Below are 18,051 nucleotides of genomic sequence, written 5' to 3'. Positions count from 1 at the left end.
TAAAAACAATTACCATGAAACAATTGATTCAATGCATGGGTATGCTGATGTTGCTGTTTGGGCTTTCCTCCAGGGTATCAGCACAGATAACCCTTGTGAAGGATGGTAAAGCCACTTCACGAATCGTATTAGTTGAGAAGAATGAAGTGAACGAGCAAGCAGCCACCTTGCTGCAAGACTTTGTCAAACGGATCAGCCAGGCTACGCTTCCGATCGTTGCTGATACAAAGGCAAGAAGCGGGGACATTCTGATTGGAGGAAAACAAGCCTCAGCCGGAGAAGACGGTTTTTTGCTGAAAACGACAGCAAACGAACAACTACAAATATCCAGCGGAGGCGATAAAGGCGCCATCTATGGTGTAGTTTCCTTATTGGAACAATACATGGGCGTGTCCTATTTTGCAAAAGAGGCCTATACGTTGACTCCGATGCAGACAATCACACTTCCCGCTATCCACAGGGAAGAAACACCGGCATTCCGTTATCGCCAAACTTACAGCTATAACAACGACGACCCGGTCTATAAGCTATGGTTCCGCTTGGAAGAACCAAAAGACATGTTTATCGAAAACATGTGGGTACACACGTTCAACCGTATTCTGCCGTCCGACCGGTTTGGCAAGGAACATCCCGAATATTACTCATTCATCAACGGTGAGCATCGTCCGGGACACAACAGCCAGTGGTGTCTGACCAACCCTAAAGTATTCGACGCGGCCGTACGCCAGCTAGATTCGATCTTTAAGGCTCACCCGGACATGAAAATGATTTCGGTCAGTCAGAACGACGGTAACAATACGAATTGTTCCTGTCCGGCTTGTAAAGAAGTAGACGAGTACGAAGGTTCACCTTCCGGCAACCTGATCCGGTTCCTGAATAAACTGGCCGAACGTTTCCCTGATAAAGAATTTTCCACATTGGCTTATCTGTATTCCATGCAGCCGCCCAAGCATGTGAAACCGTTACCCAACGTCAACATCATGTTGTGTGACATAGATTGTAAACGTGAGGTTCCGTTAACCGATAATGCCTCCGGCCGTGATTTCGTAAAAGCGCTGGAAGGATGGTCGAAGATATCCGACAATATATTTGTATGGGATTATGGGATCAATTTCGATAATATCGTCTCACCATTCCCCAACTTCCATATCCTGCAAAAGAATATCCAACTATTCAAGAAAAATCATGTGACAATGCACTTTTCGCAGGTAAATGGTATCCGGGGCGGGGATTTCTCTGAGATGCGGGCTTACATGATCGGAAAATTAATGTGGGACCCATACCAGAACGCCGACTCCCTGATGCGTACCTTCATGAATGGTTATTACGGAGCGGCCGCCCCTTACCTGTATCAATACCAGAAGATCATGCAAGGCGCACTGCTGGCCGGCGGACAACCGTTATGGATATATGATTCTCCGATATCCCATAAAAATGGCATGTTGAACCCCGTTTTGCTGAAAACATACAACGAACTGTTCGACCAGGCAGAGGAAGCCGTCGCTGGAGATACCGTACTGTTGTGCCGCGTACAATTATCCCGCCTCCCGCTGCAATATTCGGAACTCGAGATCGCCCGTACACAGGTCGGTACAGATAAAACGAAGATCAGGGAATTACTCGGGCTATTCGACCGGCGTACCCGTCAGTTCGGCGTCACGTCATTGAATGAACGTAAAAACGCACCCGGCGAATATTGTGAATTGTACAAGAAACGATTCTTGCCGCAAAACGAGCAAAGCAAGGCCTCCGGCGCCTCCCTCACCTGGATCATCCCGCCTCAGGAACGTTATAAAACATTGGGCGAAACAGCCCTGACCGACGAACTGTTCGGAGGAACAACATATGTAGAAAGCTGGGTAGGATGGAACGGGACGGACGGTGCTTTCATTCTAGACCTGGGCGAAGAGAAAAGTTTCACCCGGATAGAAGCGGATTTCCTCCACCAACTAGGTGGCTGGGTTTTATTGCCTCATAGTGTCAGCTATTCTATATCCTCGGACAATACGACATACAAACCTTTCGGCTCGTTTACATTTGCTGAAGACCGGGACCTGCAGGTTAAATTTGTCGAAGGAAAAGCGGAGTCGGATAGCCCTGTCAAGGCCAGATACATCAAAGTTGAGGTCAAAGGGATCGGATTATGCCCAGACTGGCATTATGGCGTAGGTTATCCTGCCTGGTTTTTTATGGATGAAGTAAGTGTATATTAAAAAATCCGTGATCCAATTATGAACAGAGAACTATTATTCTATATAACAGCAATACTGCTTTGCGCCGGGATACTTTCCTGCAATAAAAAAGAAGCCATCGCGACATGCAACTATGAGGTAGTACCTCTGCCGAAGTCGATCACTCCAGCTAAAGAGGCCCCTTTTATATTGAGCACATCCACCCATATCGGATATCCGGAAGGAAACGAGAAGCTGAGACAAACGGCGGTTTTTCTTTCCGGATATATCCGCGAAATGACAGGCATCGAAACAGAAGTAACAGCAGATACGGGTTCTTCCAATAGCATTCGCCTCGTATTAGATCGTACTGCCGTATCTTCACCGGAAGGCTACCGGCTAAAAGTCGGCAAGAGAGACATTACCATCACGGGGAGTTCGGAAGCCGGTATATTTTATGGTATACAGACACTTCGAAAATCACTCCCCGTGACGGGACAAAAGGAGATAAGTTTTCCGGCCGTACAGATTCTAGACGAGCCGGAATACCGCTACCGGGGAATGCATCTCGACGTAGGCCGCCATTTCTTCTCGACTGATTTCATCAAGAAATACATTGACATTATCGCTCTCCATAACCTGAATACCTTCCATTGGCACCTGACTGATGACCAGGGGTGGCGTATCGAAATTAAAAAATACCCGAAGTTGACCGAAATTGGTTCCAAACGGAAAGAGTCGTTACTGAATGACGGTCCCGGGAAATTCGACGGAAAACCATACGGTGGTTTTTATACGCAGGAGGAAGTAAAGGACATCATCGAATATGCGGCAGAACGTTATATCACCGTTATTCCGGAGATCGATCTGCCGGGACACATCACCTCCGCGCTTGCTGCCTATCCGGATCTAGGATGCACAGGAGGCCCCTACGAAGTGGCTACTACGTATGGTGTCCATAAGGAGGTATTATGTGTTGGCAATGAGCAATCGCTTCGTTTTGCGAAAGATGTGTTATCGGAAATTATTGAGCTTTTCCCTTCCCATTACATTCATGTAGGAGGCGACGAATGTCCACGTGACCGCTGGCAACAATGCCCGAAATGCCAGGCATTGATCCACAATAACGGATGGAAAGATACGAAAGAACATAAAGCGGAAGACAAACTCCAGAGTTATTTTATGACAGAAGTGGAGAGGTTCGTCAACAGCAAAGGACGTCAGATTATCGGCTGGGATGAAATATTGGAAGGAGGGTTGGCTCCCAATGCGACCGTCATGTCATGGAGAGGTACGGAAAATGGTATCAAAGCGGCTGAAATGCAACATGATGTCATTATGACCCCAGCGGGTATTACTTATTTCAGTGGCCGCCAGTTATTGGAACTGGGTGGTAACCGGGGGGTTCGCCGTGTCTATGATTTCAAAATCTGTCCGGATACATTATCGGAAGCTGCCGCCAAGCATATCATCGGTGTACAGGCCTGTCTATGGTCGGAGCGAATTGATACCCCGGAACGGGCTGAGTACCTAATCCTTCCACGTCTGGCCGCGTTAAGCGAATTAGGCTGGGCTGATCCTGAACAACACGATTTCGACGCTTTTATGGATCGTTTGTATCGTTTGATAACTGTATATGACAAATCTCATTATACTTATTCGGAACATGTTTTTCAAATAACCGAGAACTTCCGGACAGACACGTTGCAAGACGCGCTTGAGATTTCCCTTTCCACTATCGGTAACCGCCCGATCTACTATACGACAGACGGAAGTCAACCAGATACAGCTTCCCTGATCTATACGGAACCATTGATAATACGGGAAGACACCAAACTGAAAGCCGTTATTGTTACGACTGAGGATACCAGTAGTGTATTTGAGGAACATATCCATGTAAACAAAGCAACTTTCAAACCTTCCTGGCTGGCCAATGCACCACATGAGAACTATACTTTCAACGGGGTAAGCACGCTGACTGACGGATTACAGGGTAATCAGAACTATAACACCGGCCGCTGGCTCGGCTTCCTGAAAGATATGGATCTGACCATCGACCTACAAAAGTCGACACCTGTCTCTTCGGTATCGCTGACTGTCAACGTCTCAAAAGGAGCAGCCGTAATGGATGCCACCGGGCTGGAAGTATGGTGTTCTGAAGATGGAAAAGAGTACCGAAAACTTGCTTCGACCTCTTATCCGGTTTTAGACAAGGAAGATAAAGACGGTATTTACCCGCATACGCTTTCTTTCTCTGTGGTGGAAACCCGTTATGTACGGATTATTGCTAGAGTTACACCGAAATTACCGGCCTGGCATATGTGGCCCGGCAATCCCGCATTTTTATTTGTGGATGAAGTTTGTGTAAAATAGAATAGCATCCTAAGTTCATGTGCAAGAAAAAACGAACGTTTTTTTTAGTCATTTTGTTTTTTTTATCCTATCTTTTTTTATTATCAATAAGTTATAAGTAAAAACAAGTGGCTTTTACCCCATGAAAACGGGACTTTTTACTATTTCTTTATAAATCAACATATCATTCTTATTTATAATCACTTATAAACTTTTACTCAAGTAATACTGTAAGCTGCAAATTGCCGTTTGGGAAAGAAAGCCGGGAAAATAGAGCTAAAATGACCTTTAGGTGACAAAAAAGAAGAACTGTCAACTTGTGCCAACTGACCCTATTGAATTCGAGGAATTAGAAAAGATGCGGGGCTGAATGTGTTTACTCTTTCATCGATAGAATGGATTAAATGTACAAATACTACCAATATTATTTTGAGAGCAAACCCAACTCGGTCAGACAGCCAAACGTAAACAAATAGCGGATAAGTGTGGTATAAATAAACGACTGACCTTTTATTATGGAAGCACTATCTTGCCACCGTCCCCAAGTATGACGGTTTCTGTACCATACCTAACCATGTGAACTACCGCCCCGTGGTGAATAAGTCTTGAACCATTACGAACCGATAGACCATAAACCAATGGAAGGCATCTTTTCATCTATATGTTCGTTGGTGGAGCACATCTTCGGGGAACAATATGAGTTGGGAGTGGACTATCTGCAACTGCTCTACCTGTGCCCCATCCAAAAACTGCCTATCCTACTATTGGTATCTGAAGAACGCAACACAGGCAAAAGCACGTTCCTGAATTTTCTGAAAGCCCTGTTTCTGCACAACTTGACATTCAATACCAACGAGGACTTTCGTAGCCAGTTCAATTCTGACTAGGCAAGCTGCTTATTGTGGTAGATGAAGTGTTGCTGAGCTGCAGAGAGAACAGCGAGCGGTTAAAGAATCTTAGTACTACGTTATCCTACAAGGTGGAAGCAAAAGGCAAAGACCGTTTCAATGAAGAATTATTACACTTTGTAGTGTATATCATTTTTCAAGCCACACAGATCTTCACTTTTGAATACAAACTCGCTCGGGACCTGCCCTCTTCTTGTTAGCTGTATATATATCGTTATGTTTTCCGATCAAACAAATAGGCTGCCTCAAACATTGATACCACAACTATGTATTTATCCGTAACATAATAACGCGATGATAGAGATAACAAACATTCCGATGTTGTCTCCAACAAAACATATTCTATCTTCGAAACAAAAGAGCTCAAAAGTCTAGCACTTTCTTTTGTCTTTCGATTATCTGCGATAAATACAAACTATTAATACAAGTTAAATACCATGAAAAGAAAAAACACGATTATTTTCATGATTTTACGATTTATAAGTTAGATAATAAAATGTATACTCCTGCAATTTACAAATTTACCAGTACGTCCACAATGAAAACAAGAAATATTTATTCGATAATCACAGCTACCGGATTACTTTCGTCCGGCAGGTCAGACAAGAGTTGCCGAACTTGGTTGTTTTCCTTAAAAGGATTCTCCTTGATCCATTCTTTCACTTCGGCTATGTCCAATAATCCAGCCAATTCACCTTCAGCCGTTGCCGTTTGGAAAGATTTGACGAAAAGTCCGTTTGCCGGATCGCTTATCTTTCCTTTCGCCATAACCTTGACGCGTCCATTCCTCTTATCATAAATGCCCCAATACGTTTCGTCCTTGCCCAATCCTTTATAATTGATCTCATAATAGTTGGTTTGGAAAACAAAAAACAAGACTTTTTCTCCTTCCAGCACATAGTTGAAACCAATCTTATCTTCGTTCCCTTCCGGATGAAATCGTTCTTCGTAAGGCCAATGCCTGTCCCCCAAGTCAAAGACATATCGAGGTTCCAACGACTGATCCGATACGCAATAAATGGTATCGTTGAAGTTTTCTTTCAAATAAACTTGATCACCGAATGTCCATAAGCAAGGTTCCTTGCTATAATCAAAGACGACATTGTCGTTTTTCAAATACAAAATCAAGCAGCAAGTAGAAACAGGAGTATTCCCATACCCTCCCAAAATGATCGGTGTTCTAATGATTTCAAAAGGTATCGTATCATCTTGATTCGCAATTTCCGTTTGCAGTTTCCCGGTCGGGATGTTATATGAGAATATTTTGTTTTCATTCTTTTTGGATAACGTCTTTTGGTAAAAATACAGATCATCTGCGTTTCCGATTACAGACAATCCTTGCAACCTTGACATCCCTTCCGGCAGATTGATGTGCTCCAATGGACTTCCGTCCGCATCAAAACGCAAAATCCGCTGACCTTCCGTTTGGACATAGATGGTACCTGACGCGTCATCCGTCCAAAAGACAGGGAAACCGTCTTGCAGCAAATACTCATCCGCTCCTTGTCCGATCTTTCCGACACATCGGATGAATTTACCGGTCTTACGATCGAACATTTTCACCGGTTGCTCACGAGAGGCCACAAGCAATTTATCTTTCAAGATCCTGATATAAGCCCTGTCTCCTATAAGAGACTCATCCGTCGTTTCCAACGGCACATAATCAATATGACGGCCGATGTCCTCCACTGAAATTTCTTCAAGCTGCTCAAATGCTTGGTTTAAAGGAATAACCTTATTCCCTATTTCATGCTTTGTATTCGAACAAGCATAATTAATCAATATTAATATATACAAAAACGTTTTCTTCATGACTATAAAATTAATATATATACTGCAAATTTCAGAAAGGTGTTTAAAACGGCAAAAACAAAGCAATTTTAAGTACACCTTCCTATTAACATCTAAAATATTATAATTCAAGGAAAGGTTTGACATCCACACACTAAATGATTATCCACATTAGTCCATCAACACGTTCCCTTTGCTAATATTGTTGGTGAAATATAGACTTTACACGGACCACCACAAGAAGACGCTTCGCAATATTTTCTCCCGTTCCGCCTCCAACAATCCTTTTCATTTCCTCGTCAGTCTGCACTTCATGTTTCTTCACTTTGATTTCACCTAATCGCTTCATGATATTAATTTTTATCGGGTTATTACTGCTTCCAGATCAACAATGCCGAATAACGGTTGCAATTTTACGGATAAAGAAGGAAAGATCAAAATGTCTTATCCCCCAAAAACGACAATGACTGTATATGTATAGCTCCACCACCTCATGTGTCAGGCAGCAGACCTCCCTTTTTGTCGGTGAGGTTGTAAAGGAGGACAGTGAGGACCATCCCACATTTGTTCTTAACCTACAAAATGTTAGTCTTTCACCCTCAATACCATCATTACAAGATTATTATTTACCAAAAAATCAAGCAGGTACTTATCCAACTTCTGATGGTTTTCCGGATGTTTTCTTAAAAACAAAATCCACATACTAGATTTTCACCTTTTTATCATAGACAATAACAAGCCTTCTTTTCTCTTTCCATAGATCAATAGTTCGGTTAATCCTTAGGATAATCCACTTTATAGCAAACAGTATATATATGTAGCACAATGTAATCCAAACAACTAAAAACAGTACCATCAACGCATAGTGTACAAGTATTTCTAAATCTCAATAAATAGTAGAGAACAGAGGTAGAGAGGCAACAATTACCACTAAACATATTGAAAAAAATAATGATTTATCCTAATTTCCAACATTATAGCTATTTAAGTTATGTAAGTGAAGTAATTTCATTATCTTCCACGTCCGTTTTTAATATTTTCTTCAAAATACTCAGGATTGTGTTTCAGGAATAGCTCCTCTTGTGAAAGTTTACCCAACTGAAAATCCTTATATTCTGAAGCTGAGATGTGTTCCATAAGCAATAGTTCACCATTAATCTTAGGAAGCATAAAATACTTCATGTCTTTCTTGACTACGGATATTTCAAGATCTGACAAACTTTTTTTTAAGATTTCCTTCATAGCCTAAAACTGAATGTTTAGTCAACAACCGTAGATTTTTATTGATCAAATCTAGATGAGCCTCTCGCACCCCACAATCCCTCGCATATCCTTTCCAATGGGAAACCACATCTACGACCTTCTCTATCGTTTCACTTGGTGTGACTATCACAACTCTTTTCCCTACGGTTATCAAATCATCGTATGTAAAATCATCACGTTTTCCGTTCAATGACATCTGATGGGAATTTGCCCATTGTCCTCCTGGCATATAAGAGTAACATAAATCATAGGCCGGTCCCAAAGCCCATTTGCCGGTTTTGTCCATCAGAAAAACATGGTTCTTGGTATGGTCATTGTGATTACGAGAAACGACATTGAAGACCATTCGGCGATAGAAGTCCTTAATATTGCGGATATTCCAGTTTAAGTTTCCGTATAGTACCAAACGCTTCCTCATAAGAATGACGGGTATTCATATCCCAATGCTCCATTGGGGCCAAAGACTGGACGTGTAACTTTTCACCATCATCTAAACGGTCAAACCGTTTAGTCATAAAATGACAATTATCCTTTTCCGGTAGTAGTCGGGATTCCATCATTTTAATACCCGTATCGGTTGCCATGCGATAATAAGCATACTCAATATTACCTATGCCTTTAGGATTTTTCAACTTTCGGTGATGCTCTGAATATTCAGTGCCATCAAATTAGAGAAGCCAATACGTAAAACCATTTGGAGCTTTGCCCCGTCCGGATCTGACTTCTTTTGTTTCTTCATTTAACACGATGATTGCTTTAGGCTTTGCACCACCAGCGGAAGTTCCGATCTTTAATATATCTAAAAGCAATTTATCTTGTTGAAGCAATTTCTCCCTGAAATTTACACGATCCTTGAATACCTGATCAGCCCAAGCTGTCAACTCTTCTATATGTAAACGGGAAGAAGCATTCAACTCTTTTATATCTTTATCCAGCATAAACTCCAAAGCCCCCATATCACGGGAACCTATATAACACAAACGATCCAGCGGAGTAATTTCCTCACCCATCAATCCATGAGCAGCAAACCACTCATCAATGATTTTATTTCCATACTTATCCGGCAAAGAATCCGCAATCAATCCAGGTAAACCTTTAAAACATTCATTCCTGTTTCCTAAAAACTGATAAACTGTATCTTTGCTGCTCTTTTTCAAAGGCATAACAATAGGAGAAACATCCAATCCTGCACGGAGGAACTTAGGTTCAAATTGAAATGAAGCGACATTTTTGTTTTTATCCCAAATCAAAGCACCAACAAGCCTATCCCATATTTTTACGTTTACAATCAAGTCATCCATATTTTTAACTTCTTACTCTATATCTTTTCTTTCCTTTCAAGTCACGCATCAGGATCGGGCTGATCGGTGGCTCCGGTATGAATTCTTCTATATTCTCCAACATATCTAGCACCCTCAATATACGAATGAATTTCTCTGTCGAGATACTTGATCCACATTCCAAACGGACAATCGTATCCAAACCGACACCAGCATTGAGAGCAAGCTCTTTTTGTTGTAGATTTTTACGGATTCGATACTCCTTCAACCTTGAACCTAGCTCCTCCATAATGGCCATATTACTTTTACTTGTCCACATAACATAAATTCTTTCTGCAAAAACACAAATAATAAATGATATATCAGATATAAAAGATCATTTTATGATTTTACAAACGATATATCATTTATTATTTGATTTTTCTAAAAAGACGACTACTTCGGTGTAAAGCAAAAAAATGATTACTTTCGCACCTGCAAAAATCACAACAACAATGAAAGAGAGAAATAGTGAGAATTATGTGCAAGATTTTCTCAATCCATTTACCATATCTAATTAACACAAATTGCAAAATATTACTTTTGGTTTGGCTTATATGTACGAAAACACCTCAAATCATCATAGTCCTTGCAGGACTATGGTTTTTAGGATATTTTAATATCCAAGGCAAAGATATGAATTTTTTATTTCGTTATGTGTTTTTTTGATAAAAAAATCACACCCACCTCAATTTTAACAATTCTGATTTATAGACTCTTGATAAGTATCAGGTATTAGAGTCCGATCTTAAAAAAAATAGCTTGTGGTTTATTTGTCAACAGTTCTGATTGTAAAAAACAATATATATTTCAGATATATTTTTTAATAAACGCATAAGTTCTGCAAGGACTAATTACAAAAACACAATAATAAACAGTATGCTAAATCTTGAGCCTGATCTAAACAAGAGATACTCAAGGATGAAAGTCATTTTTTTGTAGGATGTATTATTTCTTTTAAATATATACTCTATGTTGAAAAAAACTAAACTAATCAGTCTGATTTTGCTTTCGGGAGCATTCGTTGTCCCCGCAGGTGCTTCTGCCGAAACGGCACCGTTTAAGCAAGAGACAAACATTTCCCAGCAAAACGGGAAAGTGACCTGCATCGTGGAGGATTCATTCGGCCCCGTGATCGGAGCTTCCGTGGTTATCAAAGGAACGACAAACGGTAATGTGACCGACATGGACGGTAAAGTCGTTCTTGAAGGACTTAAGAGAGGAGATGTAATCCAGATATCCTACATCGGATATCTCACGCAAGAAATCTCTTATAGCGGACAAGCTGATGTCCGGGTTGTCATGAAAGAAGATACGCAAGCCTTGGACGAAGTCGTAGTGGTCGGTTACACCAGCACCAGCAAACGCGACTTGATCGCATCTGTTTCGACCGTGAAGGCGGAACAGATCTCCAACATGCCGGTAACCAATATCACGCAGGGGCTGGCAGGACGTTCTCCGGGTTTGATCGTACAAGCCAACGGAGGTGGTGTCAACTCCAAACCTTCGATCAGTATCCGTGGTGGCGGCAGTCCGATCTATGTCATTGACGGTGTGATCCGTTCGGCAGATGACTTTGCCAACCTGTCCGCGGACGATATTGAGGCGATGTCCATTTTGAAAGACGCTTCGGCTACGGCCGTTTATGGTTCACGTGCGACGAACGGTATCATTCAGGTGCAGACCAAGCGAGGCAAAGAAGGAAGACCTTCTGTCGAATATGACTTCAACCTTAGCTATTCGCAACCGAGTATTTGGCCGGAGAAGATGAGTGCTTACGATCGGGCGCTCTATTCCAATATAGGCCGTAAAAATGACAATTCCGAACCGTTGTATAGTGAAGAAGCACTGAATGCATTCAAGACCGGTTCTGACCTGCAGAACTTCTCCAATACAGACTGGCGCGGATTGGTTCTGAACAATTGGGCTCCGCAGAGCAAACATTCCGTACGTGTCACCGGAGGTACAGCAAGCAACCGTTATTATCTTTCATTAGGACATATCGACCAGAACTCGCTGTACAAGAGTGATACCCACTGGATGAAACGTACAAATTTCCGTCTGGCACAAACCTCCAACATCGAAGCAATCGGGTTGCAGATCAATGCTAGTATCGATGGATACAGACAGCATCAGACACACCCCTATACCTCAACGGCATCGGATTACAATGGCGTGTTCTCGCATATCAACAACAAGCTGCCCAGCACGCCTGGTTTGAATAAATACGGGCTGCCTTACAACATCACGGACAACCCCGTAGCCGAAACGGCGTCCGACGCAGGTTATATCCGCACCATCTCGAACGTCATCAACGGCCGGGGCGAACTGATCTGGACCGTTCCTTGGCTGAAAGAACTGAAAGTACGTGCTGCCAGCAACTATCGCTACTACTCCAACTCGACCAAAAAATGGAGAAAAGACGCGGCACAGTACAACTGGGATTCCAAAGACCCCCAATATGCCAATAAACCGCTGCTCCGCTATGAGAACGGAAATGGCTATGCGTTTACCAACCAGGCATTCTTGGAATATGCCAACCAGTTTGGCAAACACTCTGTTTCCGGTCTGTTCGGTTTCGAACAATATTACGAAAAGAGCGAAGGCTATTGGCTGCAACGCGACAACTACCTGTTCAACATTGACCAGATCATCATCGGTGATGCCAACTCGCAGACCAACGGCGGACTGTTGGAGGAGCAGGACGCGTATGGCAACAAGACCTATCCGGCTGAAACCGAGTTGGGGCGCGCAGCCTGGATCGGACAGGTGAAATACAATTACGACAGCAAGTACTATGTAGAAGGAAGTATCCGTCACGACGGTTCAGACCGGTTTGCCCCAGGCAAACGTTGGGGAACGTTCTTCAGTGGATCACTCGGTTGGGTGGTGACTGAAGAGGCATTCATGGAAAGCCTGGTCGAAAAGAATATCCTGAACTCGCTGAAGCTCCGCGCCTCTTACGGTGAGACCGGTATGGACGAAAGTGCCGGACGCTATTCCTATATGAGAATCTATAATTATAACCCCAACGCTTTCGTGATGAACGGCCTGTATCAGCCCGGCTTCTCCGAAGGGATCCTGCCTTCGCCGGACCTGACCTGGTACACTACCCGCCAGTTCGACTTGGGGTTTGACTTCTCGTCGCTTAACAGCCGTCTCTACGGTTCGTTTGATTATTTCTACTACCAGACGACCGGTTATCTGACCGCTCCTACGGGCGAGAACTACATCAACAACATCATCGGGGTCAGTATGCCGAAAATCAAGTCTGACAGCGAATATCGCCGCGGGGGTGTCGAAGTACAGTTGGGGTGGCGTGACAATATCGGTGACTTCAAGTACGATGTCTCTGCCAACTTCACCTACTTCAATGAATTATGGGCATTGGACGAAGGCGAATCTGAAAGTTCACGCATGAATCCGTATAAGAGAAGACAGCAGCAGAAAGGTTATTTTATCTATTCGGACGATCAGAACACGCTGTATAACTGTTTGGGCTATTACACCAGCGCGGAAGACGTATACAATTCAGTCGGTATTTTGAACGCCTACAACTCCGGTTATCTGACCGCCGGTGATCTCAAATATGAAGATACCAATGGTGACGGACGCATCACGGCGGAAGACCAACGCCGGTTGGGTAACGCCAAGAAGCCGCGTGGGCAGTTCGGTATCAACATCAACCTGGGATACAAAGGGTTTTATTTCAGCGCCCTGTTTCAGGGTTCGACGGCATTTGACATGTATATTGATGGCAATCTCGGTATGCAGACCGGCCAGAGTTCCGTCATGCCGGTAGCCTATGACTTCCAGACAGACTTCTGGACACCCGACAACCGGGATGCCAAATTCCCCCGCCTGATGTCCAATACGGGTTTGAACCAGAACAATAACTACGTGACCAGTAACTTCTGGTTGCTCAACGGTTCCTACCTCCGCATGAAGGATTTCCAGTTCGGATACGACTTCAAGTATAGCGTGTTGAAACGGATCGGCTGGCTGACAAGAGCCAAAGTAGGTATTTCGGGCCAGAACCTGTTCACAATCTCGAAAGCGACCAAATATGGCTTGGATCCGGAAAACTCATCGACCGCCGGATACGGATATCCTGTTGAAAGAACATTAGCATTTACACTTAATTTAGGATTTTAATTAGACATCGATATGAATAAGACAATAAAATACGGACTGTTCGGTTTGGGGCTGTTCACCCTGTCTGCGTGTGTCGACACGATGGATACGCATCCCTCCTCCAGTTTTGAAGAAGAGACGATATGGGGCAGTAAATCGACTGTCGAAGCGTTTATCAATGGTATTTACGACGAGGTGATCCGAAATGCCGGATATGCCGGTTCAGGCAGCAGCGTGCAATGGGAAGCGCGTACGCCTAACGCCGTGAAATGTTCGCAAGTAGGCGAAGGCATCGACGGAATGGCTACCGAATTGGGAATCACCAATTCCGACGACTACGGCGCCAACCGGGCTGGTCTGCTGAGAAGGTGCAATCTGGTAATTGCCAACGTGACTGAAAGTGAAGTCCTGACCGAAACGGAAAAACCGGGTTTGTTGGCTCAGGCACATTTCCTGCGAGGTCTGATCTTCTTTGACCAAGCGCGCAAAATGGGACGTTTCGTCCCTATCACGATTCCGCTCGATCCTGCCAAGCCGGAAGAGGCCGAAATCCCAATGACTGCAAATGTAGCGGAAAGTTACGATTATGTGATTTCCGACCTGAAAATCGCTGCCGAAGGGCTGCCGGCAAGCAATTCTTACGGACTGCCGACCAAGTGGGCTGCCGATGTCATCCTAAGCCGCGCAGCCTTACAGGCGTACGCTTATACGAACGATGCGAAATATCTGGATGTGGCCGTCGCGGCCGCCAGCGACGTGATTGACAACAGTGGCATTGCCTTGTCGGAATCTTCCGGCTTGTTCAATGAAACCGACCTGTACAATCCCGAAATCCTGTGGGCGTATTACCGTGAAAAAGACAATACCTCCATCGTCGATTTTGAAGAGCTGATGAGAACCTATCCGAACATTTCGACTGACAACGTGATCAATTCGAAAAGTCCGGTTGCTTTAAAACAGGCGAACGGACAGACCTTCGAAGGATGGGCTGTCTATTTCCCTACACAGGATCTGGTGGACCAATACTTGGTGACGGACGAGGCCACCGGTAAAGCACTGCCGTGGTACGAAACCTCACAATACTTGAACAACGTGACGGAACTCGATCCGAACAGCATAACAGAAGCCGGACAAATTGACGCCTATGAGCAGGTCAATACCGACAAACGACGGATGCCGACTCCTCAAGACCTGGCACAAACGAAAGAGGGATATGCCAACTTCACACGCTATGCCCGGCTGAAAAAAGGAGCGGCACGTGACATCAGCGACTTGATGTATACCGGTCGCGACAAACGTTTTTATACCGCTGTCGTACATGACAAATGTACATGGATCGGCGAAACCGTTGAGACAAACTTAGGAGGCAATCTCTCCCAGGGAGTCCGCGACAAGGAAGACGGTGGTTGGTATAATACGGTCACCGGCTATTACTGGAGAAAAGGGAATATCGAAAATCCGGATCCGAGGGCTTACCATGCGAGCAAAGTCGCGCTGCATTTCAACCTGGCACGCTTGGGTGAAGCCTATCTTAATCTTGCCGAAGCGAAGTTGCTCAAGAAAGACGTTGCCGGAGCGGTGGAAGCGTTGAACCAGACCCGTACGGTTCATGGCGGATTGGCTCCGTCAACGGCGACAACCGAAGCCGAAGCTTGGGTGGATTATATCCGCGAACGCAATTGTGAGTTGACAAATGAGGGTGGTGACCTCTATTTCAGCTATCTGCGTTGGGGTAAATATGGCGGACACGCCAACCATGGACGTGCACCGGGCGACATCATCGTCGATTTCGATCGGCCGGCTTACAAGATCGAGATCAACCGCGATCGTACGGCACTGCTCATCGGACAAGTTACATTGCTGAACAGTGCAAACCGTAATTTTACGGTCAAACGGTATTTGTTGCCAATCCAGCAAGGATTCTTGGATACACGCGAAGTCTATGGATTGGATCATACACAAAACGAAGGATGGTAATTTAAACAATAAAAAAGATGAAGAAATATTTTAATATAATCGTTATTTTGTTTTTGGCAATCTGCTGCAGTTCCTGCTTGGATGCCAACCTCGAAGAATTGGATACTTACGAAGGGAAAGAGATTACCGGTGTCGTTGGCGTATACCACCGGTATTACGATGATTCTTACATCCATAACGGAAGCGGAGAACAGGCGGTCAAACAAGCCAACCTGTCTGTTGCAGACATTCTGATTGACAAAGAGGCTGGAACTTGTACGTTCAGCGTATCCGTACCTGGAAACTTCCCGAAAGGCGAAGCAGAAAAAGTCAGCAGCCAGGCACTGGTTGTGATTGTCAATATCTCGACAGCCGCTATTGTATCACCGATCGAGGGTGCTCCACAATTCGGAAAACCCGGAGACTGGAGCAAGCCGAACCGTTACAAAGTAAAAGCCGCCAATGGAGACGAACAGATTTGGACCGTTTCGCTGACTTTCAAATAAAGCACATCTTACCGCTACGGGGGTGTCTTCTGTATCCCCGACAATGGTAAGGACAATGATAGGAGGTACAGGATTTATTGGATGACCCATGAGATTTCTGTACCTTTTTTATCTCTATTGTTCGAGAAATAAACTTCAATTTAATAATAACACATCATGAAGAAAAATCTATTCGTTAGCATAACGGTACTGCTCCTTTCCTGCCTTATCGGTTGCAATACCTCTACACAAACCAAAGAAGGGAAAGTTTATGCTCCTATTGAAGTGGAAACTCCTGAACGGCCGGCCGGACAACAGGATGTGGTAGGGCTGACTGTCCCTAAAATGGAAACAGTTCGCGTTGGATTCATCGGTCTGGGTATGCGCGGAATCAGCGCCGTTGAACGCTGGACGCATATTCCCGGTGTTCAGATCAATGCCCTTTGTGATCTGCGTCCCGAACTGGTGGAAAGAGCACAAAAGACGCTCTCCAACGCCAACCTGCCGGAAGCTGCTGCCTATTCGGACACGGAGGATGCCTGGAAGAAGTTGTGTGAACGGGACGATATCGACATTGTTTATATCGTAACAGACTGGAAACATCATGCCGAAATGGGTGTCTATGCGATGGAGCACGGCAAACATGTAGCTATCGAAGTGCCTGCTGCCATGACGCTTGATGAAATCTGGGCATTGATCAATACGGCAGAAAAGACCCGTAAACACTGTATACAGCTGGAGAACTGTGTGTACGACTTTTTCGAGTTGACCACGTTGAATATGGCACAACAAGGTCTGTTCGGTGAAATTCTTCACGTCGAAGGCGCTTATATCCACAACTTGGAAGAGTTCTGGCCTTACTATTGGAGCAATTGGCGCTTGAATTACAATAATGAGTTCCGAGGCGATATTTATGCGACCCACGGTATGGGACCGGCCTGCCAGTTGCTTGACATCCATCGCGGAGACCGCATGAGAACGCTGGTAGCGATGGATACGAAAGCCGCTACCGGTCCAGAATTAGGCCGAAGATATGGACTGGAAAACGATACCGTCGAATTTCAGAACGGCGACCATACCATGACCTTTATCCGTACGGAAAAAGGGAAGACGATCCATATCCAGCATGACGTCATGAATCCGCGTCCTTACAGTCGCATGTATCAGCTGACCGGTACGCATGGGTATGCGAACAAGTATCCGCTTGAAGAATACTGTTTCCGCCCCGATCAAATCAAATCCGACGAGGTGCCCGATCATGAGAACCTGAACATGCATGCTGCCATTTCCGCCGAAGTGAAAGAGGCTTTGATGAAAAAATATAAGCACCCTATCCATCAAGAATTGGAAGAGACGGCTAAAAAAGTCGGTGGACATGGCGGTATGGACTACATCATGGATTACCGTCTGGTGTATTGTCTGCATAACGGATTACCATTGGATATGGATGTATATGACTTGGCCGAATGGTGCTGTTTGGCTGAACTTACCCGTATTTCAATAGAAAATGGGAATGCTCCTGTTGCTGTTCCTGATTTCACCCGTGGCAGCTGGAACAAAATTCAGGGATACCGCCATGCTTTGGTAAAATAAATGTGTTTTCTATTTATTGAAAATAACATGAACACAAAGAATCTTTTAATCACCGGTATGTTTGCCGGGTTATTTCTTT

Annotated in this window: 14 protein-coding genes and 1 pseudogene; 7 read left to right on the top strand and 8 right to left on the bottom strand. The window is 44.3% G+C overall.

The annotated features are described in order from the left end of the window. Positions 1–14 precede the first annotated feature (14 nt). From KTG12_RS19030 to KTG12_RS19020, 3 genes and pseudogenes are all read left to right on the top strand, one after another. Positions 15–2,213 carry a DUF4838 domain-containing protein gene (locus KTG12_RS19030; RefSeq protein ID WP_138272687.1) on the top strand — a complete coding sequence of 733 codons (2,199 nt, stop codon included), beginning with the start codon at positions 15–17 and terminating at the stop codon, positions 2,211–2,213. A gap of 18 nt (positions 2,214–2,231) precedes the next feature. Then, positions 2,232–4,544, top strand: a complete 2,313-nt coding sequence (locus KTG12_RS19025; RefSeq protein ID WP_138272686.1) for a family 20 glycosylhydrolase — start codon at positions 2,232–2,234, stop codon at positions 4,542–4,544. A gap of 498 nt (positions 4,545–5,042) precedes the next feature. Then, a pseudogene (locus KTG12_RS19020) lies at positions 5,043–5,565 on the top strand (primase-helicase family protein); the annotation flags it as partial. Positions 5,566–5,645: 80 nt separating this feature from the next. Here KTG12_RS19020 and KTG12_RS22355 read toward each other — a convergent pair. From KTG12_RS22355 to KTG12_RS18990, 8 genes are all read right to left on the bottom strand, one after another. Continuing rightward, on the bottom strand, positions 5,646–5,798 hold the full coding sequence (locus tag KTG12_RS22355) for a 6-bladed beta-propeller (RefSeq protein ID WP_155144258.1): 153 nt from the start codon (positions 5,796–5,798) through the stop codon (positions 5,646–5,648). A 188-nt stretch (positions 5,799–5,986) separates the two neighbouring features. Beyond that, positions 5,987–7,243 carry a 6-bladed beta-propeller gene (locus KTG12_RS19010; protein ID WP_173023006.1) on the bottom strand — a complete coding sequence of 419 codons (1,257 nt, stop codon included), beginning with the start codon at positions 7,241–7,243 and terminating at the stop codon, positions 5,987–5,989. A gap of 175 nt (positions 7,244–7,418) precedes the next feature. Continuing rightward, positions 7,419–7,571: a hypothetical protein gene (locus KTG12_RS19005; RefSeq protein ID WP_155144255.1), complete on the bottom strand. Its 153-nt coding sequence runs from the start codon at positions 7,569–7,571 to the stop codon at positions 7,419–7,421. Positions 7,572–8,233: 662 nt separating this feature from the next. Beyond that, positions 8,234–8,464, bottom strand: coding sequence for a hypothetical protein (locus tag KTG12_RS19000; protein WP_138272684.1), 231 nt, complete (start codon positions 8,462–8,464; stop codon positions 8,234–8,236). Continuing rightward, positions 8,427–8,831 carry a HipA domain-containing protein gene (locus KTG12_RS21935; protein ID WP_252275769.1) on the bottom strand — a complete coding sequence of 135 codons (405 nt, stop codon included), beginning with the start codon at positions 8,829–8,831 and terminating at the stop codon, positions 8,427–8,429. The genes KTG12_RS19000 and KTG12_RS21935 overlap by 38 nt, the downstream gene beginning before the upstream one ends. Before the next feature lie 16 nt (positions 8,832–8,847). Next, positions 8,848–9,069, bottom strand: a complete 222-nt coding sequence (locus KTG12_RS21930; RefSeq protein ID WP_317175320.1) for a HipA domain-containing protein — start codon at positions 9,067–9,069, stop codon at positions 8,848–8,850. 84 nt (positions 9,070–9,153) lie between these two features. Further along, the gene (locus KTG12_RS21925) at positions 9,154–9,786 is read right to left on the bottom strand and encodes a HipA N-terminal domain-containing protein (RefSeq protein WP_240142633.1); all 633 of its coding nucleotides are present in this window, start codon (positions 9,784–9,786) and stop codon (positions 9,154–9,156) included. 4 nt (positions 9,787–9,790) lie between these two features. Continuing rightward, entirely contained in the window at positions 9,791–10,084 is a 294-nt protein-coding gene (locus KTG12_RS18990; RefSeq protein WP_138272683.1) for a helix-turn-helix domain-containing protein, read from the bottom strand. 692 nt (positions 10,085–10,776) lie between these two features. Between KTG12_RS18990 and KTG12_RS18985 the strand changes: the two genes are divergently transcribed. From KTG12_RS18985 to KTG12_RS18970, 4 genes are all read left to right on the top strand, one after another. Then, positions 10,777–13,959 (top strand): TonB-dependent receptor, encoded by a 3,183-nt coding sequence (locus tag KTG12_RS18985; RefSeq protein WP_229055471.1) that lies wholly within the window; start codon positions 10,777–10,779, stop codon positions 13,957–13,959. A gap of 12 nt (positions 13,960–13,971) precedes the next feature. Beyond that, positions 13,972–15,915 (top strand): RagB/SusD family nutrient uptake outer membrane protein, encoded by a 1,944-nt coding sequence (locus tag KTG12_RS18980; RefSeq protein WP_138272682.1) that lies wholly within the window; start codon positions 13,972–13,974, stop codon positions 15,913–15,915. A 17-nt stretch (positions 15,916–15,932) separates the two neighbouring features. Then, the gene (locus KTG12_RS18975; protein WP_138272681.1) at positions 15,933–16,400 is read left to right on the top strand and encodes a hypothetical protein; all 468 of its coding nucleotides are present in this window, start codon (positions 15,933–15,935) and stop codon (positions 16,398–16,400) included. A gap of 156 nt (positions 16,401–16,556) precedes the next feature. Then, on the top strand, positions 16,557–17,972 hold the full coding sequence (locus KTG12_RS18970) for a Gfo/Idh/MocA family protein (RefSeq protein WP_138272680.1): 1,416 nt from the start codon (positions 16,557–16,559) through the stop codon (positions 17,970–17,972). Positions 17,973–18,051: the final 79 nt, after the last annotated feature.

The organism is Parabacteroides sp. MSK.9.14, assembly GCF_019041495.1.
Taxonomy (GTDB): domain Bacteria; phylum Bacteroidota; class Bacteroidia; order Bacteroidales; family Tannerellaceae; genus Parabacteroides; species Parabacteroides merdae.
This window is presented reverse-complemented; position numbering and strand designations above follow the sequence as displayed.